Origin of the sequence: Halorubrum shenae, assembly GCF_051194165.1 — an archaeon.
Classification (GTDB): domain Archaea; phylum Halobacteriota; class Halobacteria; order Halobacteriales; family Haloferacaceae; genus Halorubrum.
In genome coordinates this window covers 161062-182914 of the sequence record NZ_JBLZNI010000004.1, presented here as the reverse complement: position 1 = coordinate 182914, position 21853 = coordinate 161062, and the positions used below count along the sequence as shown (strand labels likewise).

Below are 21853 nucleotides of genomic sequence, written 5' to 3'. Positions count from 1 at the left end.
TCGATTGAACGGCGACCCGTTCCGACCCTATCGCTTCCGCGTCTCCGTAGATACGGTTATTCTCTCGGCGCGTCAACCGCTCGGACATGAACGACGGACGAGTCCCCGAACTCATCCCGGCGGTGACGCGGCTGACGGAGACGAACGTGCGCGCCGATGACCGGGTGGCACTGCTGGCACCGACTTCGACCGATAACGCGGTAGTGACGGCGCTGTGGTCCGCGTTGACTGCCGTCGGAGCCGACGTGACGACGCTCACGATGGTCCCGAGCGACGTCCGGAACGACCCGCTTCGGCCGGTCCTCGCGGGGGCGATCGATCGGGCTGACGTCGTCGTCAACTGTGGGGCATACGCCGGGTTTCCGCCGGAGATTCTCGAGTTCGTTCGGAACGGCGGCCGCCATCTGAAACTGTATGCGACGATCGACGCGCTCACCGGCGGGACGGCGGCGGCGCATCTCGATCCCCGAACGGCCGGTCGGATGCGCCGGGACGTCGAACGGTGCGCCGATCGACTCGCGAGGACGCTAGACGAACACGGCGAGGGGTGCCGGTCGGTCGGGGAGTTCGGCTTCGGGATGAACCCCCGGACGCGACCGACCGGCGTCGCGACCAACGACAAGAAGCTCCGCGGCACGGCCCACGTCGGCCTCGGCGACGTCACCGCCTGGCCGACCCTGACCGGCACTCCGACAGTCGACGCCGGGAGGCCCGCACCCCTACACCTCGACGGAATCTGTCGGTCGGCGACCCTCCGTCTCGACGGGGAAACCGTGATCGACGACGGATCGATCGTCTCTGACAGCTGATACGAGCGTCTCCGGTGTCTCGTGTGGGGACTGTGAGAAATATTGCCCGGACGAACGGACGAAACGCGCCCGATTCGGGGTTACGCGAGCCGCTTTTCGAGCGCGGGCTTGACGTACGGTCCGACGAGGATCACGACGATCGCCGCCGTGATGAGCAGCGACAGCGGCTTGGTCACGAAGATGTCGTAGGAGCCGCCGGAGATCTGAAGCGATCGCATGAGGTTCTCCTCTGCGATCGGTCCCAAGACGACCCCGAGTACGAACGCGATGATCGAGTACTCCTTCCGGACCATGATGTACCCGAAGAACCCGAGCAGGAGGACGGTGATCACGTCGACCCAGTTGGAGCGAAGCGTGTATCCGCCGACCATCGACAGCACGAGGATCATCGGGATGATGATGTGGGTGTCGATCAGGGTGAGTTTGGCCAAGCGAGTCACGACGAGGACACCGATCAGGATGATGAAGATGTTCCCGATCAGAAGCGCGATCAGAAACGCGTAGGTGATGTGGAGGTCGGCCTCGAACAGCTGCGGGCCGGGGCGCAGTCCGTGCATCAACAGCCCGCCGAGCAGCACGGCGGTCGAACCGCTTCCGGGGATCCCGAACGAGATCGTCGGTATCAGAGACCCGCCGATGGTGCCGTTGTTCGACGCCTCACTGGAGATGACGCCGAGGGGCTCACCGTTACCGAACAGCCCGGGGTTGTCGGAACTCCGCATCGCCTCACCGTACGCGAGGAAGTTCGAGACGGTCGCGCCGGCGCCCGGAATCGCACCGATAAACATGCCGATGTAGCCGGATTTGATGATCGTCCAAGGGTGCGAAAGCGTCTCCTTGACCCCGGAGAGCGTGCTCCCGGTCAGATCGATATCGGCGTTCGCGATCCCGCCCTCCTGGCCGGCGAGCTTTAACATCTCGGCGATGGCGAACATCCCGATAAGCGCCGCGATGAAGTCGATGCCGTCGTAGAGCCCGAGGCTCCCGTACGTGTACCGGAGCTCCGGGGAGTTCGGGGCGATACCGATCGTCGTGAGCAACAGTCCGGCCGCGCCGGCGACAAGCCCCTTGACCATGGAGCCGTCGGCGACGATGGTGATCATCGAGAGCCCGAGGATCGCCATCAGGAAGTACTCGGGGGAGCCGAACAACAACACGGCCTCGATCAAGATTGGCGAGATAAGCAGCAGCGTGATCACGGAGAGGAACCCACCGGTCGCGGACGCGGTCGCGGACATCGAGAGCGCGTCGATGGCACGCCCTTGCTTCGCCATTGGATAGCCGTCGAACGTCGTCGCGGCCGCCCCACCGGTCCCCGGAACGTTCACGAGGATGGCGGAGATACTGCCGCCGTACATCGCGCCGCTGTACATGCTGACGAGAAGGATGATCGCGTTGATCGGACCCAACGGGAGGGTCAGCGGTAAGACGATCGCCATCCCGAGTGAGGAGCCGATCCCCGGGAGCGCGCCGCCGATCATGCCGAGCGTCAGCCCGATGATCACCCAGAGCGGCGTCGGCCAGCTGAAGACGATCGAAAGCGCCTCCGAGAAGGCGGAGAGGGCCATCTAGAACACCCCGCTGGTGAGGAAGAGTTCACCGCGGTCAAGCGGGACACCGAGCACCGTCATGAAGCCGAACGCGATCGCGAAGCCGATGACGGCGAGTACTCCGGTGAGATACCACGGCTGTTTAAACCAGTATCCGTACGCAACGACGAACAGCGGTGTCGCCCAGAGAATGCCGACCGCAAAGCCGACCGCGGCGTATCCGCTGATAACGAGGGCCGTGAACACCGAATCGTGGATCGGGCGCCCGACAGTGGAGAACTCGTTCCGATCCGTCTCCGTCGCGTCGGCCTCCGCTTGTTGCCGCTCTTCGGCCCCCTGCTGGCGCTTCTCGAACTCCTCGTCTGCCTCGAAGACGCCCGCCGACTCCTCCACGACTGCTCGGAGCCCGCTCGGGAGGTACTTCGCGAATAACAGCATAAGCGCACCGACGAACACGACGGAGCCCGTGAGCCGCGGGAACCGCGCGGCTGAGCTGATGTCGAAGCGGAACGTCTCAGCGAGCGCAAAGCCTGACCCGAGGACGAGCGCGATCAGGAGGAAGCGTTCCTGATCGAACCGTTCGGACAGCCGTCGATACAGCGATTTACCTGACATGCTTGGGTGGTACTGGAGTTGGAGTGGTATTAATACACATGGTCTCGACTGGTGGTGCGGCGGATGATAAACCCGCGGTGGGAAAGCCGTGCGCCTACTGGCTCGCGGCGTCGCGGACCGCTTCGAGGTCGACCTGTTCGGGGATCTGCTCGAACGCATCAGTGACGGCGTTCGAGGCGCTCTCGGGGCCGCCGTACTCGACGACGTTACCGGTCTCTTCGGACCAGTTCTGGACCTCGTCGGTCTGGAGGGCCGCTTCGAGGGCCTCCGTCAGCACCTGGATCTGGTCCTCGGAAGTCCCTTCCGGGGCGTAGACGCCGCGGACGAGCTGCCCGAGGAAGTCGATGTTGTCGTAGCCGAGGTCGGTGGTGCTCGGGACGTCCGGGAACACCTGGGAACCCTGGCTCGACAGGCACGCAAGGACGTCGATACGGTCGTCCTCGGCCGCGCCAGCGGCGCCGGTGTCGGTGGCGATCGAGACCGGTACCTCGTCGGAGATCGTCGCCTGAACGGCCGGGCCGGTCCCGTCGTAGCCGACGTATCGGTCCCACTGGAGGTCGTAGCTATCGTTCCCCTTCATCAGGAGAGCCAGCACGTGGTCGACGCCGCCGCGTTCCTTGCCGGCGAAGATTTCGAGGTCTCCGTCGGCGTAGCGACTGACCATATCTTCGAAACTCTCGATCTCGTAGGAGGGGTTGGCGACGACGACGAACGGCGTCCGGGCGTACGTCCCGATGCCCTCGAGATCGGTCAGTTCGTACTCCGGCGGGTTGACCATGGCCGAGACCGGCGTGGACGGCGGGTTGAACCCACCGATGGTGTAGCCGTCGGGATCGGCGTTGTACAGCTGGCCGGTACCGCGAAGCGACGCCGCACCGGGGACGTTCTCGATCGCGATGTTGGTACCGAGCTCGTCAGCCATGTGGCTGATGAACTGGCGTGCGTACGTGTCGGTTCCGCCACCCTCCGAGAAGGGGATGATGTACGTGATGTCTCCGTCCGGGTACTCGCCATCGCCCCCGCCCGAACAGCCGGCGAGGCCGGTCATCGCCGCTGCCGATGCGGCACCGGTGTACTTGATGTAGTCTCGACGGGTAGCAGACGATCGATCGTTATTGTCTCCCATACAAACGTATGGAAAGTTAGGACCCTATTTGAATCTTCTGGTACAAGACTCTTTTAACAAATCGAGTTTATTTATGAACACACCATGAGGGACGGATAATAACTGAAATTCCAATTATAACCGGGTTAAAAACGGAGAAAGATATTGTAACGGGGTACCGAGCGGATCAGAAGAAAGCGAACTCGCCGTCCTCAACGACGACTTCGCCGTCGAGTTCGAGCGTCGGTTCGGCCATCATCGCGTCGAAGTGAACGGGCGCACGGGTGGTGCCGCCGAGGTTACTGCTGGTGCCGATTCCGAAGTGGACGTTGCCGTAGCGGCCGTGATCGTTCGAGAACCAGCCGTTGAATTCGGGACACTCTGGGTTCATACCGACAGCGAGCTGCGCGATGTTGTAGACGGCCGGGTCGTCGTGTTCGTCCCAAACGCGCGCTATCTTTTTCGCTTCCTTGCCGCCCTCGACCGACGTGACCGCGCCGTCTTCGATCTCCATTCGGACCGGCTCCTCGAGAACGCCGATATCGAGGTTCGGGATCGCACCGTCGAAGACCACAGTTCCGTCGGTGCCGCCCTCGACCGGAGAGATGTTCGCCTCGATGTGTACCAGCGCGGTGAACTCGCCCGCCTCGTCCGCGATCCCGGGGTGTGAGTTGCCGTCTCGGCCATCGAGATCGACGGTCACGTCCGTCCCCTGCGGGGACGTGACGCGCGCCTCGCTCGCTTCGGAGAACTTCCGTGCCATCTCCTCGCAGTGGGGACGCATCCCCTCGTAGTCGGCGTACAGCCCGCCGCGGATGAGCTGTTCGTCGGTGAACTTCACCATGCTGATGACGCGTGCGCCGTTCGCCTTCGCCTCGGCGGTCGCGCTGGAGTGGGTGATCGACCGGTGAACCGGCGTGATGATCACGTCGGCCTCCATCATCGCGGCCGCGACCGTGTCCTCGGGCTCGTTACCGTCGTACTCTCGGGGGTCCATCATCGTCATCGTCACGTTGGCGTCCCGCTCGTTGGCCGCCGCGGCGACGCGCTCGGCGACGTCGGCGACTTGCCAGTCGGTGACGACCAGCACGTCCTCGCCGGCCTCGATCGCCGCACAGGTGTCGACGACGATACTCGCTCCTTTCATCTCTTGGATGGAATCCATGTTCCGACATCGCACAGCGGGATACTAATACGTTCCTGAACCGGGTGGGCGGCCCCGAGCCGCGCCCGAGAGGTGACCGACGCGGCGAATTCGGGAGCCGACCGCGAGCGTCCGCGTGATAGGGACGCGCAATAGAGACATGTGATCGGATCGCACCGGTGTGTTTATGTATTCTCCAATGATCGATCGATCTGGTCATAATGTTAGATGTCGAAATGGCGGCGGCAGCACGGGGTATCGTCGAGGACTGTCTCGACGTCCAGCCCGGCGAGGAGGTCCTCGTTATCGCGGACGCGAGAAAAGAGCGAGTCGCGCGGAGCATCGCCCGAGCCGCCGCGGGAGCGGGCGGCGAGGCGATCACGATGACGATGCCGCTTCTCGAGAGCCACGGCAACGAGCCCCCGGAGACGGTCGCAGAGGCGATGGCCGCCGCAGACGTTGCGTTCACCTGTACGAGCCACGCGATCACGCACACGCGGTCGCGACTGGCGGCCGCAGAGGCCGGCACTCGGTTCGGAATTCTCCGGAGCGTTACGGAAGACATGATGGTGGAAGGGGCGATGAGCGTCGACTTCGAGATGCTCCGTCGCCGAACCGAGGCGGTCCGCGACGTGCTCGACGCGGCCACCGAAGCCCACGTCACGAGCGACAAGGGCACGGACATCACCTTCAGCCTGGAGGGCTGTTCGGCGTTCTCGCTGGACGGCTACTACCACGAGAACTACGGCTTCGCGACGCTTCCGCCAGGAGAGGCGCCCACCCACCCGGCGGAGGGCACCGCGAACGGCGAGATCGTCATCGACGTCTCGATGGACAACCTGGGACAGGTCGACGAGCCGATCACCCTCGAAGTCGAAGACGGCTTCGTCACCGGCGTCTCCGGCGGCGATGACGCCGACGAACTGTGGCGTATCATCACCGAAAACGGCGAGAACGCCGGCAACATCGCCGAGTTCGCGATCGGCACCAACCCCGAAGCGAAACTCATCGGCAACCTCGCCGAGGACAAGAAGAAGGCGGGCACGGTTCACTTCGCGGTTGGCGACAACGAGTCGCTCGGCGGCACGCTTAAAAGCGACATCCATCTCGACGGCGTCGTCCGAACGCCGACCGTCCGACTCGACGGCGAGGTCGTCGTCGACGACGGCGCGCTCGTCGAGTCGATCTTCGACTGAACGAACCGGGCCGACGGGGAGTCGCGACGCCCGATGTTTTTTCACGACGGCAGATCCGATCAGACTCGGTGAGACCGGATCAGACTCGATCGAGGTCCCGAGCGAACGCCGTCCCGCTCAGCAGGAGCCGCGCGGTCCGGTCGATCGAGACGGACGCTATCGTCCGCGATCCGTCGCCGCGATCGGCCCCGGTTTCGACACCGATGCGGATCGTTCCCTTCGGGTGACCGATCCGGACTTCCGATCCCGACCCGCGAGCGACCGCCTCGGTGACCGTTCCCGGCACCCGCGTCGCGGCGGCGAGGCACATGGCCCCGGTGGTCGCGTAGGCGTGATGCGGACGACCGGTCGAGACCATTCGCGCGACGACGTCGACGTCGTCCGCCTTGACCCTCGATCCGACGGTCGTCGCATATCCCGTCGGCGGGGCGACGACGGCGATGAACGGCATGGTCGGTCGCTCGTCGACCGCGTCCGCCGGGTCGTCGACGAGCCCGAGTTTCACGCACGCCGCGCCCCGGACCCGTTCGAGCCGGTCGAGGAGGCCGTCGCGCTCCGCGAGGGTCGCGGGCGATTCGGTCCCGTCGAGCCCGAGGTCCGCGGCGCGCAGGAACACCGTCACGTTGGTCGCGTCGACGATGGAGACCGTGTACCGCGCTCCGTCGACGACGAGTTCGTCGGTCGGGGTCCCGGTCGGGAGCGTGGCACCGAGCATCCCGCCGCCGGGGGCGAGGTACCGCGTGGGGATCCGCGCGCCGGTCCCGGGGACGCCGTCTATCTGGCGGGAACCGTACGGCGTCGGCTCCCCGTCGACGACGGGCACGTCCTGTTCGAGCAGCGAGTCGGTGTTCTCGCTGTAGATCCGCACCGTCGTTGTGGGCTCGGTCGAGTCGACGAGCCCCTCGAGGACCCCGTAGACGCCGACCGCGCTCGCGAGATTCCCGCAGTTGCCGTCCCAGTCGACCACCGCGTTCTCGATGCCGACCTGCGCGTACCGGTACCGCAGGTCCGCATCGTCGCGATCGGCCGCGTCGACGAGCATAAGCTTGCTCGTGTGCGTGTGTGACCCGCCCAATCCGTCGACTTGCAGCGGGTCCGGTGAGCCGAACAGTTCGAGGACGAACTCGTCGCGAGTCGTCGGGTCGTCGGGGAGGACCGCGCTCGACGCGAAGAAGCCCTTGCTCGTGCCGCCGCGGATCAGGTGACCGTCGACTCCGCGTTGGTGTCGCGAGCCGTGATGAACCATGCGCACCGATGACCCCCACGGGACATAAGCCCACGCGATCGGGCGCGAAAGTGTCTTGACGGGCGGCGCCGAGCGGGCTGTATGAGCGAATCCGGCTCACGGTGTGCGATCGCGGCCGCCGGCGACGCGATCGTCACCCGACGGCTCACTCCCTACGCGGAATCGGACCGGCAGATTGACGACCTCCGCGGCGTCATCGACGGCGCCGACGCCGCGGTGGCGAACCTCGAAGTCGTCTTGCCCGAGCGAGACGCCGCTGCGACGCCGCTGCCGCCCGTTCCGTCGCAGTACCAGTACCTCAGCCCGCTGGCCGGTATCCTGATGCGAGCCGAGCCGTTCGTGCTCGACGAGCTCGACGCGTTCGGGTTCGACCTGTTCGCGACCGCGTCGAACCACTCCTTCGACTACGGTCGGCACGGGATGCGGTCGACGATGGACGCGCTCCGGGGGCGCGAGCTTCCGTTCGCCGGCATGGGAGAGTCGCTCTCGGACGCCCGCCGACCCGCGTACGTCGACACCCCCGGCGGCCGAGTCGGGTTGGTCGCCGCGAACGCCAGCATCGCGCCGGGAAGCGAGGCCGGCCCCGCCTCGGCCGACCACCCCGGACGCACGGGGATCAACCCCCTCCACCTTCGTTGGATACACGGGGCATCCGCCGACGGGCTCGACCGCCTTCGGGAGCTACGCGCGGAACTCGGGCTCGGCGACCTCCACGAGACGTGGCTGGTCCGCGAGGACCCCGACTGGAAGGAGCGCCCGTACGAGCGGTTCCTCCACGCGTTCTTCGAGGAAGTCGACGACGGAGAGCTGCCAAGCGTCCGGTTCGAGCCCCTCGCGGACGATCGGCAGGCGTACCTCGATTCGGTCGCGGTCGCGGCGGAGCGAGCGGACTACGCGATCGCGAGCCTGCACGGCCACCAGGCCCCCGGCGGCGTGCGGAACACCGACGAGACGCCCGAGTACGTCCGGTCGTTCGCTCGTGACTGTATCGACGCCGGAGCGGACCTCTTCGTCGGGACCGGTCCGCACGTCCTGCGCGGGATGGAGCTGTACCGCGGGCGACCGGTGCTCTACTCGCTCGGCAACTTCGCGTACCAGACAGAGACCATCGAGCGGCTGCCCGCGGAGAGCTACGACTACTACGGCGTCGACGACGCGACCGACCCGGCGGCGCTGTTCCGCTCGCGCTACCGCGACGCGAACGGGGATCCGAACGGAAGTCTCGCCCGAGACGGGTACTGGGAGACGATCGTCCCGGTCTGTGAGTTCGAGGGCGACGAGCTGGCGTCGGTGCGGCTGTACCCGTGTTCGCTCGGGCGAGATCGGGCGCTCCCGCGACGCGGGACGCCGGCGCTCGCAAGCGGCGACCGCGCGGAAGAAATACTCGGTCGGTTCGCCGCTCTCTCCGAGCCGTTCGGAACGGAGATCTCGGTCGAAGACGGCGTCGGGATCGTCGCCAGCTGAGTCCGCCGGCGCCAGCATCGGCCTCGGAGGCCGCCTCCCTCAGTCGAGGACGATCTGTGCCGGACCGAGCGCGTCGTGTGCCCCCTTCTCGAGCGTGACGTCCACGACGGTTTCGAACGAGTCGAGCCCTCCGAACTCGTGGGTGACGTATTCGCCGATCGGGACCGCGCCGCTCGCGACGAGTTCGCCCGCGAGCGTGCCCGTGTCGACTCCCGGGCCGAGGTCGGCGACGCCCTTTCGTGGATTCTCCCAGCGGACGGCCTTCGATCGGGCCGATCGAGGCGTCGTCTCAACGTCGCCCGAGATGTGACCGACCTGGAGGACCGTCCCCCCGCGGCGGGCCGCGCGGAACGCCTGTGCGAGCGGGTCGTCGCCGACGGTTGCGTGCGACTGATCGCCCCCGACCGCCTCGATCGCAACGTCGACACCGATCCCCCCGGTCGCCTCGCGGACCGCGGTGACGGGGTCGGCCTCCGTCGCGTCGATCGGGACCACGCCGTTGGTCGCGACGAGCTCCAGCGGTCGGTCCCGGATGTCCGTGGCGTACACCGCTCTGGCGCCGAAACGCTTCGCGAGCAGGGCGCACTGGAACCCCATGACGCCAGTGCCGACGACCAGTACGTCGTCACCCGGACCGACCTCGGCGTCTACCACGCACAGCACGGAACTCGCGAGCGGCTGAAGCGCGGCCCCCTCGGTGTCGGAAACGCCCTCCGGGACCCGCTCAAGTGGCTCGACGGGGAGCCGGACGTACTCCGCGAGCGCGCCCGGCCGATCGTAGCCGATGGCTTCGGTGTCGGGGCAGTAGTTCTCGTATCCGGACCGGCAGTACGAACAGTCCCCGCAGTGGATCTTCCCGGGCGCGTACACTCGGTCACCAATCTGGTAGTCGTCGACGTCCGAACCGCACTCGGCGACGACCCCGCAGAATTCGTGACCGAACAGCCGCGCACCGGGGTCTTCGTCTTGAATACGGCGTTTTACCGCGTCATAGTGTGCGACGGACTCACCGCGGTAGAGCAGGCACTCGGTCACGCTCAACTGCACTCGCGAGACCTCTATCAGGACCTCTCCCGAAGCCGGCTCCGGGCGGGGGGTGTCGACCACGTCGAACGAATCGAACTCGTCGATTACGACTGCGTCCATGCCGTCTCCCTCACCGACCGAACCGATATATCCTCGGACAGTGACAACAGGAGGACGAAACGTCTATGACTGTTCATCACAGACATTCAGTGGAGATGCAAATCGTTACCGACCAGGACGTCGTCGTTGTCGGCTGTGGGATCGCCGGGCTGAGCGCGGCCAATCGCGCGGTCGAGGAGGGGCTCGACGTCACTGTCATCGAGAAGTCACCGAAAGCGGAACGGGGAGGGCACACGCGGTACAGCGAGTCGTTCCGAGTGGCGTCGTCGGATTCGAACCTCGAGGAGTACGGGTACGAGTACAACATCGACGACTACACTCCGGACGACTTCTACGCGGATATCATGAAGCAGACGAACGGGCGGGCCGACGAGGACCTGGCCCGGACGATCGTCGACAACATCGGGCCCACGGTCGACTGGCTCACCGAGCGCGGCGTGACTTGGGACATGGAACCCCTCAACGTCGGGTACACGGTCGCGCGAACGTTCTTTGACGGCGAGGAACTCGTCGCGGAACTCGTGGAAGCCGCCGAGGAGGACGGCGCGACGTTCGAGTACCGAACCGAGGCCCGGGAGATCCTGTTCGACGACGGTGCGGTGTCGGGAATCCGCGCGCGCAACGACGACGGCGACGTGGAGTACCACGCCGACGCCGTCATCGTCGCCGCCGGCGGCTACGAGTCGAGCGAGGAGAAACGCACCCGGTACTACGGCTCCGACTACGACGCGATGAAGGTCCGCGGCAGCCGGTACAACACCGGCGAGGGGATCGAGATGGTCCTCGACGCAGGGGCGCGCGCGGACGGCCAGTGGGGCGGCGCCCACATGGCGCTCATCGACAGCGAATCGCCCGATTACGACGGCGGAGCGAACCGCGTCGACGGCTACCAGTACGGCGTGTTGTTGAACAACGACGGCGAGCGCTTCTTCGACGAGGGCGAAGACGCTCGGGCACACACGTACGCCAAGCTCGGTCGGATCATCTTCGAGGAGCCCGGCCACGAAGCGTTCATTATCATCGACGATCCGCTGAAAGAGCACATGCGCGCGACCGGACCGGGCGATTGGGTGAGCGGCGACACCGTCGAGGAAGTGCTCACCGAACTGGGCTGCGACGAGCCCGAGGGCGGCGCCGCGACGGTCGACGCATTCAACGCGGCGACGGACGCCGGAGAGTTCGATCCCGAGTCGCTCGACGGGAACCACACCGAGGGACTCGACCTCGAGAAGTCCAACTGGGCGCTGCCGCTCGATGACGCCCCGTACCACGGATACCGGGTCACCGGCGGGATCACGTTCGGCTTCGGTGGTGCGGCGACGGACGACCGTGCCCGCGCACTCGACACCATCGGACGCCCGATCACCGGGCTGTACGTCGCGGGCAACACCACCGGGGGGCTGTTCTTCGACAACTACCCAGGGGGAACCGGCCTCGGGAACGGGGCCGTGTTCGGGAAGATCGCGGCCGAGGAAGTCGTCGACTACGTCGGAGCGACCGAATGAGCGACGAACTGATCGGCGACCAGTGCGCGATCGGCTGTGCCGTCGTTCGCGGCGGCACGAGCAAGGGCGTGTTCATTCCCCGGGCAAACCTACCGGCGGAGAACCGCGACGAGGCGATCCTCTCGCTGTTCGGCAGCCCCGACGACAGACAGATCGACGGGCTCGGCGGCGCGACATCGACGACCTCGAAGCTGATGATTATCTCCCCGAGCGACCGCCAGGGGATCGACATCGACTACACGTTCGGACAGGTGGCCGTCGAGGACGCGGTCATCGACTACGGCGGAAACTGTGGCAACCTCACCTGTGCGATCGGCTCCTTCGCCGTCGACGAGGAGATGGTGTCCGTCGAACCTGACCACGAGGAGGTGACGATAGAGCTGTACAACACGAACACCGATGCGGCGATCACCCAGACGGTGCCGCTGTGTGACGGCCGCGCGGCGAGCGTCGGCGACTTTAAGATCCACGGCGTGCCGGGTACCGGCGCACGGGTCGACACGACGTTCCACGACCCGGCCGGCGCGATGACGGACGGGCTGTTCCCGCTCGGCGGCCCGACGATCGAGGTCGACGTTGACGGCGAGCCGATCGAGACGACCGTGCTCGACGTCACGACGCCGATCGCGTTCGTCCGCGCGGCGGACATCGGCCTCACTGCCACCGAAGGTCGCTCGGAGATCGACGGCGACGAAGAGCTGCTCGATCGACTCGAGCGAATTCGGGGGACGGTTGCGGTCGAACTCGGCTTCGTCGACGCTCCCGAGGACGCCTCCAGCGAGACGCCCGGCTACCCGAAGCTCGTCTTCGTGGCTCCGCCGACGGACTACACGACGCCGGAGGGAGGCGACGTCGCGGCCGGCGAGATCGACCTGACGGCGAGATATATGAGCATGGGGAAGCTCCACCCGGTGTACGCCGTCACCGGCGTCTCCTGTACCGCCGCAGCGGCACAGATCCCCGGAACGATCCCCAATGAAGTCGCCTCGGATCCCGATGCCACGGTCACGCTCGGGCACCCGAAGGGAACGATGGCGGCGACCGCTGAGGTCGACAAGTCGACTCCCGAGGTCGAGTCAGTAACCGTCTACCGGACGCAGCGCCGCCTGATGGACGGCACGGGATACTACCGCCCGGAGTGAACGACCCCACTGCAATACTCGTCTGAGCGGATCGATCGTCGCAAACCGTCGTCCGCTCGTCCCGCAATGCGGGACAATTATTACTCTCGAACGTTACGTTTGGAGTATGGGAAACACGTCGGACCGATCGCGGGTCAAAGCGGTCGAGACAACGCTCGACATCGTCCAGCACCTCCATCAGGCTGGGTCGGCAACCATTGACGAGGTCGCCGAGGGAGTGGGTGTGGGGACGAGCACGGCACATCGCCACCTCACTACGCTGCACGAGCGCGGATACCTTGTTCGCGACGGGAACGAGTACGAGTTGAGCCTCCGTTTCCTGACGCACGGCGGACGACAGCGAGAGACGCTCCCCGCGAACGAGCTCATTCACCGGAAAGTCCGACAACTGAGCGAGGAGACGTCGGAGCGCGTCCAGTTTATCACCGAAGAACACGGCAAGCGGGTCTACATATTCACGCACGCGGGTCCTGACGCCGTCAAGACGGACGCGGCGGTCGGCAAGTGCGGCCCGCTTCACGTGAGTGCGGCGGGAAAGGCGATTCTGGCGAATCTACCGGCCGACCGCTATGACGAGATACTTGACGGAGTTGCCGCTCCAGAAACAGCCGAACGGCAGTCGCTCGATGAGGAACTCGAAACCACCAGAGACCGGGGGTACGCGTTCAACGACGAGGAGTCGACGTCCGGCCTCCGAGCGGTCGGTGTTCCGATTCGCCACAGCGATGACACAGTGCTCGGGGCGATCAGCGTGTCGGGACCGGCTAACCGGCTGAGGGGGGAGTACTTCCGCGAAGAACTCCCGAACCTCTTGTTGGGTACCGTCAACGAGATCGAGTTGAACATCGAGTACCTGTAGGCCGACTCGGACCTAAATCTGAGACAGGTAACCCGCCTCATCGTGTGATTCCGCCCCTGTTTCGCACCTATCGATCGTCCCGCATCGATCGGTATCGTAGAACGGATCAGACTGTGTCCCGCAATCCGGGATACCAAAACAAAATACTGTAGCAAATCGATCGGCCAGTTGAGAAATTTCCGCGTCTCATCCGATATTCAGCGGAAGTCGGGAGAGAAGTGGTACGAATTGGCTATTTCTTTCGTATGACTCATCCCGCTCTGCGGGACATGTTGATGATCTATCGTAGTATATTATGGAAACGCGCGCAAAGAAGGGAGAAATCACGCAGGGGAGATCGAGTGTCCGAACGGCGAGTGAACGTAGTCCGGGTTGTGCCGTGATGTCGAGCGAGTTTGGCTGCCCGGCGACTGCCCGGCGACTGCCTGGCGACCGCTCGGTTTCAACCACAATGGCCGTCATGGCTGCATTCTGGTGACGCATTACAAAAGTACTATTGTAATGACTATCGCCTATCAAGTGAGCCTGTTTTGAGCTGTCTCTAATGCACCATTGCTAAATTTGTTTGTAGACAGTAAGACACGACTTATTATACATTAATAGATATATTTCATAGCATTTGTTTTCACAGTGAATGACTTAAAATTGATAACCGTCTACAGCACGAACGGACCCAAGATACTCTGCGCGATCGACGAAAAATTCGACGGTATCTGGCTGATAGCGCCGGTATAGCTCGGTCAGAAACGATCGTATTGTTTGTTTATCGTGGCTAAATACAGCTTTACGTAGATAATTTCGGTCATATACGGATCAAACGCACAGCCAGAACTGCTGACCGTGGATACGGGTCATCTTTTTGGTCAACCCTGAACCGGTCCTCTGACACGGTCGAGATCGGCTGTAGATCAGCCCTCTGAACTTCGTCGAGAATGGCGACATCACTTCGAGTAACCTTCTTCTCAAGAAATTTACTTGCATTGTGAGATTATATATGATTTAAATGATAACAGACCACATAGATGCACGGAGGAAGCCCCCGGCTGTACAGTAGGTGCCGAACCTCCCGAGATAGCGCATCTCGAGGGTACCGATCGTCGGACTCGGCGCGTTCCGGTTATCTACCTGTTAGCTCACCTCCTGCAGTCGCTCGCGAAGCGCACCCCACGGCTCTCACATTGGTCGGCCCTCTGCTGTGAGGGGCAAAATCGGAGGACTCGCTCGCGACGCCACTTCTCGCGTCGCCGACGCATCGAACCCTCGTTGATACAAATCGAAAAAACTCGAAACGTATTTATTTCTCGCCGCGTTTTACAGGGATGTATGAGGCCTACAATAGCCGACACAGTTGAACCGGTTGGACACACGATTGCGGGCGAAAGCGACGGAGGAAACCGATGAATATCACGGTTTACGGGCCTGAAGGGTGTAACAACTGCACGCAGCTCAAACAGACGACCGAGGAGGTCGTCGAGCGCAACAATCTCGACGCAGAGGTAACGAAAGAATCCGATATGACGAAGCTCGCACAGAAGGGGGTCATGTCGACTCCCGGCTTCGAGATCGGCGACGAGATGGTCTTAACCGGCACGACACCGTCAGCAGACAAGCTCGAAGAGATACTCACGGATCGAGTGTAGAATGGTCTTCGAACGGTTCGCGACGTGGGTCGTCGACGCCCTCGGACTCACCGGAACGGTCAGAGCGGCCGCCCACTTCTGGGTGTACGACACGCTGAAGATCCTGGCCATCCTCACGGCCGTGATCTTCGGCGTCACGTACCTCCGGACGTACTTCCCGCCGGAGAAGATCTGAGACTGTCTCGACGGCAAGACGGCGTTCACGGGCTACGCGCTGGCCGCCCTGCTGGGGATCGTCTCGCTGTTCTGTTCGTGTTCCACGATCCCGATCTTTCTCGGGATGGTCGGCGCAGGCATCCCCTTCGGCATCACGATCACGTTCTTGGCGGTCTCGCCGATGATCAACGAGGCCGCACTCGTCGTGCTTCCGGGCGTTGTGGGGCTGGAGTTGACCGCGCTGTACGCGGTCAGCGGTATCACCATCGGAATGACGAGCGGGTACACGCTCAACCGCCTCGGATTCGACCGCTACGTCGACGACTTCGAGTTCGGTGATTCGGGAGTCAGTATCGACGAGCCGACCAGACGCGAACGGCTCAGAGACGCGTACGTCGAAGCCAAAGAGCTCACCCTCGAGGTCGTTCCCTACGTGCTCATCGGTGTCGGTGTCGGAGCACTCATTCACGGGTTCCTCCCGTCGCAACTGGTCCAGACGTACCTCTCGGGACCGTGGGGCGTTTTCGGGGCGGTCGCTGTCGGAGTCCCGATGTACACCGATATCCTCGGCGTGATCCCGGTCGTCGAATCGCTGATCGGGAAGGGACTGCCGGTCGGAACCGGCCTCGCGTTTATGATGTCGGTCGCCGCGCTCTCGCTCCCGCAGTTCATGATCCTTAAAAGGGTGATGCAAAAGGAGCTGATCGCCGCCTACGCGGGGACGCTGGCCACGGGAATCCTGCTGATCGGCCTGCTGTTCAACGTTGTCCTCTGAGGCGACGCCCCCGTCGGTGTGCTGCAACCGAACGCTTTTGCGTTGGACCGAGTAGTTTCGACACGCAGACCGCTCTCCCGGTCGACACTCCAACCATGACAAACACCGTCCCGGAATCGACACGCCAGACCCTCGAACGCCTCTATGAGGACCCCGAAAGCCGCCTGACATCACTGTTCGAGCTCGCCGCGGACGACGACAAGGTCGACGCGCAGCTGACGGTCTTCAAAGCGCTCGCCAACGAGCATCGAGTCCGGATCCTCGACGCGCTACGCGACGGCGAGATGTGTGCCTGCGAGCTGCAGGTCGTCCTCGACGCTCCGCAGTCGACCGTTGCGAGCCACCTCAGAGAGCTCAAGGACGCCGGCGTCGTCAAGAAACGTCGACAGGGAAAATGGACGTACTATCGGATCGGCGATACGGCTGCCCTCCAGCTGCTGGACATCGCGGACGCGCTCGGTGAGACCGACGACGAGTGACCAGCGCTTCGATCCGGCGATTCGGTTCATATCTGTCAGCCCCGTTCACCGATCGGGGTCGGCTAGAATGAATATCCGATGTCGGGCCAGCAGTCCACTCTCATTCGCGGACTCACACTGAGACGGAAAACACCGTGAGATCGCTCACCGCGGCGGTAACGATCACGGGATCGGCTTCGCGGAGGCCGTCGCGATGCCGCTCGACGGTCACCACCTCCCCGGAGTCGGTCTCGACGCGCACGTCGTAGCGGCGCCCCACGTCACGCACGTGTGTTACCGTCCCTCGCATCTCGAGGACCCTTCCCGGCGGGTCGTCGGTCGTCTCCCTCCCACCCGGTGCGCCGGCCCCGTCGGACCGCGTCGCGGGTCTCACTGTCAGATCGCCCGGACGGACGTGAACGGCAGCCCGAGACGCGTCAGTGAACTCGCCCGGCACGGCGTCGAGATCGACTTCAGTCCCGCCGATCCTCACCGTCGGCGACTCGCCGCCGTCGACCCTCGCCGAGAGTTCGTTCGACCGACCGAGGAACGACGCGACGAAGCGGTTCGGCGGCGATTCGTAGAGTCGTCTGGGTGCTCCGGCGGCGACGACCCCTCCATCGCGGAGGACGACGAGCCGGTCCGCGACCGACATCGCGTCCTCCTGATCGTGGGTGACGAACAGCGTCGTCACGCCGGTCTGCTGTTGGATACGGACGATCTCGTCGCGGAGACGCGCGCGAAGCCCCTTATCGAGCGCCGAGAGCGGCTCGTCGAGCAGGAGGACGTCCGGTTCGGGTGCGAGCGCCCGAGCGAGTTCTACTCGTCGTGTCTCACCCCCGCTCAGCGACTTCGGAGACGCGTCGCGTCGGTCGGCGAGTTCGACCAGGTCGAGATACCGGTCGACGCGCTCGTCCACCTGGTCGGCGGTGAGATCACCGTTTTCCAGCCCGTACGCGACGTTCTCGCCGACGGTCATGTGCGGGTACAGCGTCGGACACTGAAAGACGACCCCGACGTTTCGGTCCTCCGGGGGCACGCCGGTGACGTCGGTCCCGCGGAGCGACACTCGACCGGCCGTCGGGTCGAGGTGCCCGGCGATCGCCTGGACGACCGTCGTCTTCCCGCAGCCGCTCGGCCCGAGCAGCGCGACGAGCTCCCCGTCGTCGAGAGCGAGCGACACGTCGTCGAGGGCGCGCTCCCTCCCGTACCGATGGGTTAGCCCGTCGAGTTCGAGGGTCATCTGTCCACCACGGTCGGGACTCCGGCGAACCGCTGTACCGTGACGACCACGACGAGCGTGACCGCCAACAGGGCGAGCGCGAGCGGGACGATCGCGTCGATGCCGCCGGCGATGAAGTCGACCCAGATCCGCGTCGGCATCGTCCGGGGGTTGTACGCGACCATCATCGTGGCGCCGAACTCGCCGATGGCCCGCGCGAACGTGAGCACGATCCCCGCCACGATCGCTCGGCTCGCGAGGGGAAGCGACACGCGTCTGAACGTGGCTATCGGTCCGTATCCGAGCGACCGGGACGCCTGTTCGAGACGCTCGTCAACGGCGCCGAACCCGGCGCGAGCGGTGATCACCACGAACGGCGCGGCGACGAACGTCTGCGCGAGGACGACGCCGAGGAGGCTGTCCGTCAGCGGGACCCCGACGCGCGCCGCGGCGGCGCCGATCGGCGTAAATCGACCCACCACGCTGAGCAGCATCGCCCCGCCGACGACCGGCGGGACGACGAGCGGGAGCACGACGAGCGCCTCGATGAGTCGCTTTCCCGGGAACGTCTCGCGGGCGAGGACGTACGCGAGCGGAACGCCCAACACGGTCGCGATCGCGGTGGCGACCGGCGCGGTGAGAAGCGAGTTCCGGACCGCGGTCCGGCTCCCCGCCTGCAGCAGCGTCTCGACGACCGGAACCGATCCGGTCCGGCCGAGAAACACCGCGAAAGGAAGCGCGAAGTAGACGAGTAGGACCCCCCCGAGGAGTCCGAAGACCAACAGCGGCGGCAGCCGTCGAGAGTCCGTGACCGATCGGGTCGCGTCGACGAGGCTCATCCGCCCGTCACCTCGGCTGGAACGTCGCCGTGCGTGCTCGGGAATCCCTCCGTCTCGAACCCGTTCTCGCGGAGAGTCTCCTCGGCGTTCGCGAGGAACCGAACGAACTCGCGCCCGGCGTCCGGCGAGTCCGCGCTCTCGAGCACTGTTGCGTTGTACACGATCGGTCCGCCCGTCGCCGTGTATCCCTCGTCAGTCGTGTACGAGACCTCGGCGTAGCGATCAGCGTACTCCGGGTTCGAGAAGTCGTACGCCTCCGAGAACGGCTGAAACGGCAGCCCGTGGTCCGCGGCCATGTTCCGGTAGACGACCGCGGCTGCGCGGTTCCCCGTCTCGACGCCGGCGAGCAACTGGGGCTCCTCCGGCTCTCGATAGGCGGCGTCGGTGACGGCCTCGGCGAAGCCGTCGAGCCCGTGTTCCCGCTCGGCCAGTCGGAACGCGTGGATGGCGCGGTAGCCGAGGGGGTCGAGGTCGGGGTCGCTTATCGCGAGGGCACCGGGGTCCGCGTCACGGGCCACCTCGTACCACGGATCGCCCGCCTCTAGTCGTTTCCCGAACCGCGTGTCGGGGGCGTAAGCGATCCCGACGGCGTTGGACGCGAACGAGATATCCCACGCAGTGTGGCTGTCGTACAGCCGATCGCGCAACAGGCCGGCGTCCGCGCTCACGACGACATCGGGATACTTTCGGCCGTCGTCAACCATCCGCATCACCGCGTTCGTACCGTAGTACTCTCCGTGACAGGCGATTCCCCTCTCGGACTCGAACCGCGATCCGAGGTGATCGTCGATGAGGACCGCGAGGCTCCCGGCGGCGAGGACCGAAACGGACTCGTTGCCGCCGAGACAGCCGGCGACCCCGAGTCCGCTCCCGGCGGCGAGCGCAGCGAGCACCGACCGTCGGGAACGCGAGTGCATACATCGTTCTTCGGCAACCGACGGCATATAACCTACTCTCGTTACTATCTTGTAAGAAGTAATGGTTTGAAGTTACGTTATTGGCGAATGTCACGCTATTTGCGGTCGACCCCGATTACGTCGCCGGTTCAAAAAGGGGACTCTCCGCCGATCGCGGTCTCGAGAGTGCCCTCGTGGCCTACGGGTTCAGATCGATTTCGACTGCACTGTCGGCGTGCGATCGACGCCGCAGTTGACCGACCTGATCCATCGTCCGATCGGCGAGCTCGCGGAACGCCCGCGCCGGTTCCGAGTCGCCGCTGGAGACGATGGGCTCGCCGATCTCACATCCCTCCTGGATCGCGGGGTCGAGCGGAACCTGGGCGAGGAGCGGGTGATCGAACTCGTCGGCGAGTCGTTGCCCTCCGCCGGTCGCGAACACGTCGTGTTGTTTCCCGCACTCGTCGCAGACGAAGCCGCTCATGTTCTCGACGACGCCCAGCACTGACGCGTCGTGTTTGTCGAACATCCGGACGCCCTTCCGGGCGTTGTCCAGCGAGATGTCCTGCGGTGTCGTCACGGCGAGCGCGCCCAATATTCCCATCTGCTGGAGCATGGTCAGCTGTACGTCGCCCGTTCCCGGGGGCAGGTCGACGATGAAGTAGTCGAGGTTCCCCCACTTAGTGTCGTGTAACAGTTCCGTGAGTACCTTATTAACCATGGCGCCCCGCCAGATGACCGGGTCGCCCTCGCCGACGAGGAAGCCGACGCTCATCAGTTTGAGCCCGTGGCTCTCGATCGGAATGATTGTCTCGTCGTCCTCCGCCCTCCCCGGTTTATCCTGAACGCCGAGCATCCGGGGGATGTTTGGGCCGTACACGTCGGCGTCGAACAGCCCGACGCTTGCCCCCCGTTCGGCCATCGCCGTCGCGAGGTTCACCGCAACAGTGCTCTTCCCGACGCCGCCCTTGCCGGAGGAGACGGCGATCACGTTCGGCGCGCCGTCCATCTGGCCGGCAGGCGTCGTATCGTGGATCTCGACCGACAGCGACGGCTCGTATCCCTCTTCCCGAACGACGGCCCGAACGTCCTCGGTGATCTGGGTCTCGACCGGCGAGTGTGGGGCGCCGAGCGCGAGCGGGACGTGGGCGGTATCTCCGTCGATTTCGATGTCACCGACGAGGCCGAGCGAGACGATGTCTTCGTCGAGGATCGGGTCGTCGACTCGGGCGAGCGCGTCATGAAGGGTAGAGGCCATTATTAGCTCACCCGGTTAAACTGAGAGGCGGACAGTTGGGGTTCGCCGCCGTCGACTGCGGTTTCGTGGGCGTCGCTTTCGACGAACACCGTCCAGTCGTGGAGCATCTCAAACCCGAAGACAAACTTCGAGTTTGCTGACGCCCGGCAGCCGCCATGGTCTCGATGCATATGTATCGATTATAACCCGACTGCCCAAGGGATGCCCCTGTATATTACAGGTATTTAAGTTCTATCCGCGGATTTTGATGTTGCACAGCCGTACCGACCGGCGTGAGTAATTCCTGTGAGCAGGCACCGCGCGGTGCGATCGTCCTGTTCGGGAGCGAATCGATGATCTACAAGAGTCTATCAGGATATTTAATGGTCTACATAATTTACCGGAGTTGGTTTGCTCTTTTCAGTAAAATAGGGTAGCACTGATCTACCAATGGCCACGAACAACGCGGGCGACGACGGACACACGGTCTTGATAGAGATCGATCCGGGTGTCGACGTCGCGGCCGTGTTAGGTACCATTGCGGATCTCGACGTCGACGGGGCACAGGTCCGTGACGTCCGTGACGAGGAGGGATCGACGGTCTCGATCGATCCCGAAGAGCTGACCGCTGTACAGCGTCGGACGCTCCTTCGGGCGGTAGGATCCGGATACTATGCCGACCCGCGGGAGGCGACACTCACGGATCTTGCGGCCGAGTTCGACGTGTCCAAGTCCGCGGTTTCACAACGTCTCCACGGCGCCGAGGCGACTATCGTTCGGCGGCTGGTGGAGGAGATGGCTCGCGAAGAGTCGCCGGATTCGACGATCGCGTTCGACCGGAGGGAGTGA

General features: G+C 64.5%; 20 protein-coding genes and 1 pseudogene. 11 read left to right on the top strand and 10 right to left on the bottom strand.

Features of this window, described 5'->3' with window-relative positions:
- Window positions 1–86 precede the first annotated feature (86 nt).
- A complete protein-coding gene (locus tag ACNS88_RS07305) occupies window positions 87–809 on the top strand; it encodes a M29 family metallopeptidase (protein WP_435095156.1) in 723 nt (240 codons plus the stop codon).
- An 80-nt stretch (window positions 810–889) separates the two neighbouring features.
- On the opposite strand, the gene ACNS88_RS07300 is transcribed toward ACNS88_RS07305, so the two are convergent.
- The 4 genes from ACNS88_RS07300 to ACNS88_RS07285 all read right to left on the bottom strand — a co-directional run bounded on the left by ACNS88_RS07300 (window position 890) and on the right by ACNS88_RS07285 (window position 5244).
- A complete protein-coding gene (locus tag ACNS88_RS07300) occupies window positions 890–2377 on the bottom strand; it encodes a tripartite tricarboxylate transporter permease (protein ID WP_435095154.1) in 1488 nt (495 codons plus the stop codon).
- Window positions 2378–2974, bottom strand: coding sequence for a tripartite tricarboxylate transporter TctB family protein (locus tag ACNS88_RS07295; RefSeq protein ID WP_435095152.1), 597 nt, complete (start codon window positions 2972–2974; stop codon window positions 2378–2380).
- A 94-nt stretch (window positions 2975–3068) separates the two neighbouring features.
- Window positions 3069–4100 (bottom strand): Bug family tripartite tricarboxylate transporter substrate binding protein, encoded by a 1032-nt coding sequence (locus tag ACNS88_RS07290; RefSeq protein WP_435095150.1) that lies wholly within the window; start codon window positions 4098–4100, stop codon window positions 3069–3071.
- Between the two features lie 166 nt (window positions 4101–4266).
- Window positions 4267–5244 (bottom strand): aminopeptidase, encoded by a 978-nt coding sequence (locus ACNS88_RS07285; RefSeq protein WP_435095148.1) that lies wholly within the window; start codon window positions 5242–5244, stop codon window positions 4267–4269.
- Window positions 5245–5444: 200 nt separating this feature from the next.
- On the opposite strand from ACNS88_RS07285, the gene ACNS88_RS07280 reads away from it, so the two are divergent.
- A complete protein-coding gene (locus tag ACNS88_RS07280) occupies window positions 5445–6419 on the top strand; it encodes an aminopeptidase (RefSeq protein WP_435095146.1) in 975 nt (324 codons plus the stop codon).
- A 79-nt stretch (window positions 6420–6498) separates the two neighbouring features.
- Here the strand turns inward: ACNS88_RS07280 and ACNS88_RS07275 are convergent, their stop codons facing one another.
- Window positions 6499–7665, bottom strand: coding sequence for a PrpF domain-containing protein (locus ACNS88_RS07275; protein ID WP_435095144.1), 1167 nt, complete (start codon window positions 7663–7665; stop codon window positions 6499–6501).
- A gap of 81 nt (window positions 7666–7746) precedes the next feature.
- Between ACNS88_RS07275 and ACNS88_RS07270 the strand changes: the two genes are divergently transcribed.
- Entirely contained in the window at window positions 7747–9129 is a 1383-nt protein-coding gene (locus tag ACNS88_RS07270) for a CapA family protein (RefSeq protein WP_435095142.1), read from the top strand.
- Between the two features lie 39 nt (window positions 9130–9168).
- Here ACNS88_RS07270 and ACNS88_RS07265 read toward each other — a convergent pair whose 3' ends face one another.
- Window positions 9169–10275, bottom strand: coding sequence for a zinc-dependent alcohol dehydrogenase (locus tag ACNS88_RS07265; protein ID WP_435095140.1), 1107 nt, complete (start codon window positions 10273–10275; stop codon window positions 9169–9171).
- 95 nt (window positions 10276–10370) lie between these two features.
- On the opposite strand from ACNS88_RS07265, the gene tcuA reads away from it, so the two are divergent.
- From tcuA to ACNS88_RS07230, 7 genes and pseudogenes are all read left to right on the top strand, one after another.
- Window positions 10371–11780 (top strand): FAD-dependent tricarballylate dehydrogenase TcuA, encoded by a 1410-nt coding sequence (gene tcuA, locus ACNS88_RS07260; RefSeq protein WP_435095138.1) that lies wholly within the window; start codon window positions 10371–10373, stop codon window positions 11778–11780.
- On the top strand, window positions 11777–12922 hold the full coding sequence (locus ACNS88_RS07255; protein WP_435095136.1) for a 2-methylaconitate cis-trans isomerase PrpF family protein: 1146 nt from the start codon (window positions 11777–11779) through the stop codon (window positions 12920–12922). The genes tcuA and ACNS88_RS07255 overlap by 4 nt, the downstream gene beginning before the upstream one ends.
- A gap of 106 nt (window positions 12923–13028) precedes the next feature.
- Complete coding sequence (locus ACNS88_RS07250; protein WP_435095134.1) at window positions 13029–13781, top strand: IclR family transcriptional regulator; 753 nt, start codon at window positions 13029–13031, stop codon at window positions 13779–13781.
- A 1397-nt stretch (window positions 13782–15178) separates the two neighbouring features.
- Complete coding sequence (locus tag ACNS88_RS07245; RefSeq protein WP_435095132.1) at window positions 15179–15421, top strand: thioredoxin family protein; 243 nt, start codon at window positions 15179–15181, stop codon at window positions 15419–15421.
- 1 nt (window position 15422) lies between these two features.
- Window positions 15423–15596: a hypothetical protein gene (locus tag ACNS88_RS07240; RefSeq protein ID WP_435095130.1), complete on the top strand. Its 174-nt coding sequence runs from the start codon at window positions 15423–15425 to the stop codon at window positions 15594–15596.
- Window positions 15597–15620: 24 nt separating this feature from the next.
- A pseudogene (locus ACNS88_RS07235) lies at window positions 15621–16352 on the top strand (permease); the annotation flags it as partial.
- Window positions 16353–16447: 95 nt separating this feature from the next.
- Entirely contained in the window at window positions 16448–16831 is a 384-nt protein-coding gene (locus ACNS88_RS07230; protein WP_435095128.1) for an ArsR/SmtB family transcription factor, read from the top strand.
- A gap of 112 nt (window positions 16832–16943) precedes the next feature.
- Here ACNS88_RS07230 and ACNS88_RS07225 read toward each other — a convergent pair whose 3' ends face one another.
- The 4 genes from ACNS88_RS07225 to ACNS88_RS07210 form a co-directional block, all read right to left on the bottom strand.
- Window positions 16944–18053: an ABC transporter ATP-binding protein gene (locus ACNS88_RS07225; RefSeq protein WP_435095126.1), complete on the bottom strand. Its 1110-nt coding sequence runs from the start codon at window positions 18051–18053 to the stop codon at window positions 16944–16946.
- The gene (locus ACNS88_RS07220) at window positions 18050–18871 is read right to left on the bottom strand and encodes an ABC transporter permease (RefSeq protein ID WP_435095124.1); all 822 of its coding nucleotides are present in this window, start codon (window positions 18869–18871) and stop codon (window positions 18050–18052) included. Before ACNS88_RS07220 ends, ACNS88_RS07225 begins: the two co-directional genes overlap by 4 nt.
- On the bottom strand, window positions 18868–19788 hold the full coding sequence (locus ACNS88_RS07215; RefSeq protein ID WP_435095122.1) for an extracellular solute-binding protein: 921 nt from the start codon (window positions 19786–19788) through the stop codon (window positions 18868–18870). Before ACNS88_RS07215 ends, ACNS88_RS07220 begins: the two co-directional genes overlap by 4 nt.
- A 178-nt stretch (window positions 19789–19966) precedes the next feature.
- Complete coding sequence (locus ACNS88_RS07210; RefSeq protein WP_435095120.1) at window positions 19967–21025, bottom strand: Mrp/NBP35 family ATP-binding protein; 1059 nt, start codon at window positions 21023–21025, stop codon at window positions 19967–19969.
- A 429-nt stretch (window positions 21026–21454) separates the two neighbouring features.
- On the opposite strand from ACNS88_RS07210, the gene ACNS88_RS07205 reads away from it, so the two are divergent.
- Entirely contained in the window at window positions 21455–21853 is a 399-nt protein-coding gene (locus ACNS88_RS07205) for a helix-turn-helix domain-containing protein (protein ID WP_435095118.1), read from the top strand.

Excerpts from the sequence above, each read along its gene's own strand:
- ACNS88_RS07255 (WP_435095136.1), top strand. The coding sequence starts at position 11,777 with ATGAGCGACGAACTGATCGGCGACCAGTGCGCGATCGGCTGTGCCGTC.
- ACNS88_RS07225 (WP_435095126.1), bottom strand. The coding sequence starts at position 18,053 with ATGACCCTCGAACTCGACGGGCTAACCCATCGGTACGGGAGGGAGCGC.
- ACNS88_RS07285 (WP_435095148.1), bottom strand. The coding sequence starts at position 5,244 with ATGGATTCCATCCAAGAGATGAAAGGAGCGAGTATCGTCGTCGACACC.
- ACNS88_RS07305 (WP_435095156.1), top strand. The coding sequence starts at position 87 with ATGAACGACGGACGAGTCCCCGAACTCATCCCGGCGGTGACGCGGCTG.
- ACNS88_RS07245 (WP_435095132.1), top strand. The coding sequence starts at position 15,179 with ATGAATATCACGGTTTACGGGCCTGAAGGGTGTAACAACTGCACGCAG.
- tcuA (WP_435095138.1), top strand. The coding sequence starts at position 10,371 with ATGCAAATCGTTACCGACCAGGACGTCGTCGTTGTCGGCTGTGGGATC.
- ACNS88_RS07230 (WP_435095128.1), top strand. The coding sequence starts at position 16,448 with ATGACAAACACCGTCCCGGAATCGACACGCCAGACCCTCGAACGCCTC.
- ACNS88_RS07275 (WP_435095144.1), bottom strand. The coding sequence starts at position 7,665 with ATGGTTCATCACGGCTCGCGACACCAACGCGGAGTCGACGGTCACCTG.
- ACNS88_RS07300 (WP_435095154.1), bottom strand. The coding sequence starts at position 2,377 with ATGGCCCTCTCCGCCTTCTCGGAGGCGCTTTCGATCGTCTTCAGCTGG.
- ACNS88_RS07265 (WP_435095140.1), bottom strand. The coding sequence starts at position 10,275 with ATGGACGCAGTCGTAATCGACGAGTTCGATTCGTTCGACGTGGTCGAC.
- ACNS88_RS07215 (WP_435095122.1), bottom strand. The coding sequence starts at position 19,788 with ATGCACTCGCGTTCCCGACGGTCGGTGCTCGCTGCGCTCGCCGCCGGG.
- ACNS88_RS07210 (WP_435095120.1), bottom strand. The coding sequence starts at position 21,025 with ATGGCCTCTACCCTTCATGACGCGCTCGCCCGAGTCGACGACCCGATC.
- ACNS88_RS07250 (WP_435095134.1), top strand. The coding sequence starts at position 13,029 with ATGGGAAACACGTCGGACCGATCGCGGGTCAAAGCGGTCGAGACAACG.
- ACNS88_RS07295 (WP_435095152.1), bottom strand. The coding sequence starts at position 2,974 with ATGTCAGGTAAATCGCTGTATCGACGGCTGTCCGAACGGTTCGATCAG.
- ACNS88_RS07240 (WP_435095130.1), top strand. The coding sequence starts at position 15,423 with ATGGTCTTCGAACGGTTCGCGACGTGGGTCGTCGACGCCCTCGGACTC.
- ACNS88_RS07220 (WP_435095124.1), bottom strand. The coding sequence starts at position 18,871 with ATGAGCCTCGTCGACGCGACCCGATCGGTCACGGACTCTCGACGGCTG.
- ACNS88_RS07270 (WP_435095142.1), top strand. The coding sequence starts at position 7,747 with ATGAGCGAATCCGGCTCACGGTGTGCGATCGCGGCCGCCGGCGACGCG.
- ACNS88_RS07205 (WP_435095118.1), top strand. The coding sequence starts at position 21,455 with ATGGCCACGAACAACGCGGGCGACGACGGACACACGGTCTTGATAGAG.
- ACNS88_RS07280 (WP_435095146.1), top strand. The coding sequence starts at position 5,445 with ATGTTAGATGTCGAAATGGCGGCGGCAGCACGGGGTATCGTCGAGGAC.
- ACNS88_RS07290 (WP_435095150.1), bottom strand. The coding sequence starts at position 4,100 with ATGGGAGACAATAACGATCGATCGTCTGCTACCCGTCGAGACTACATC.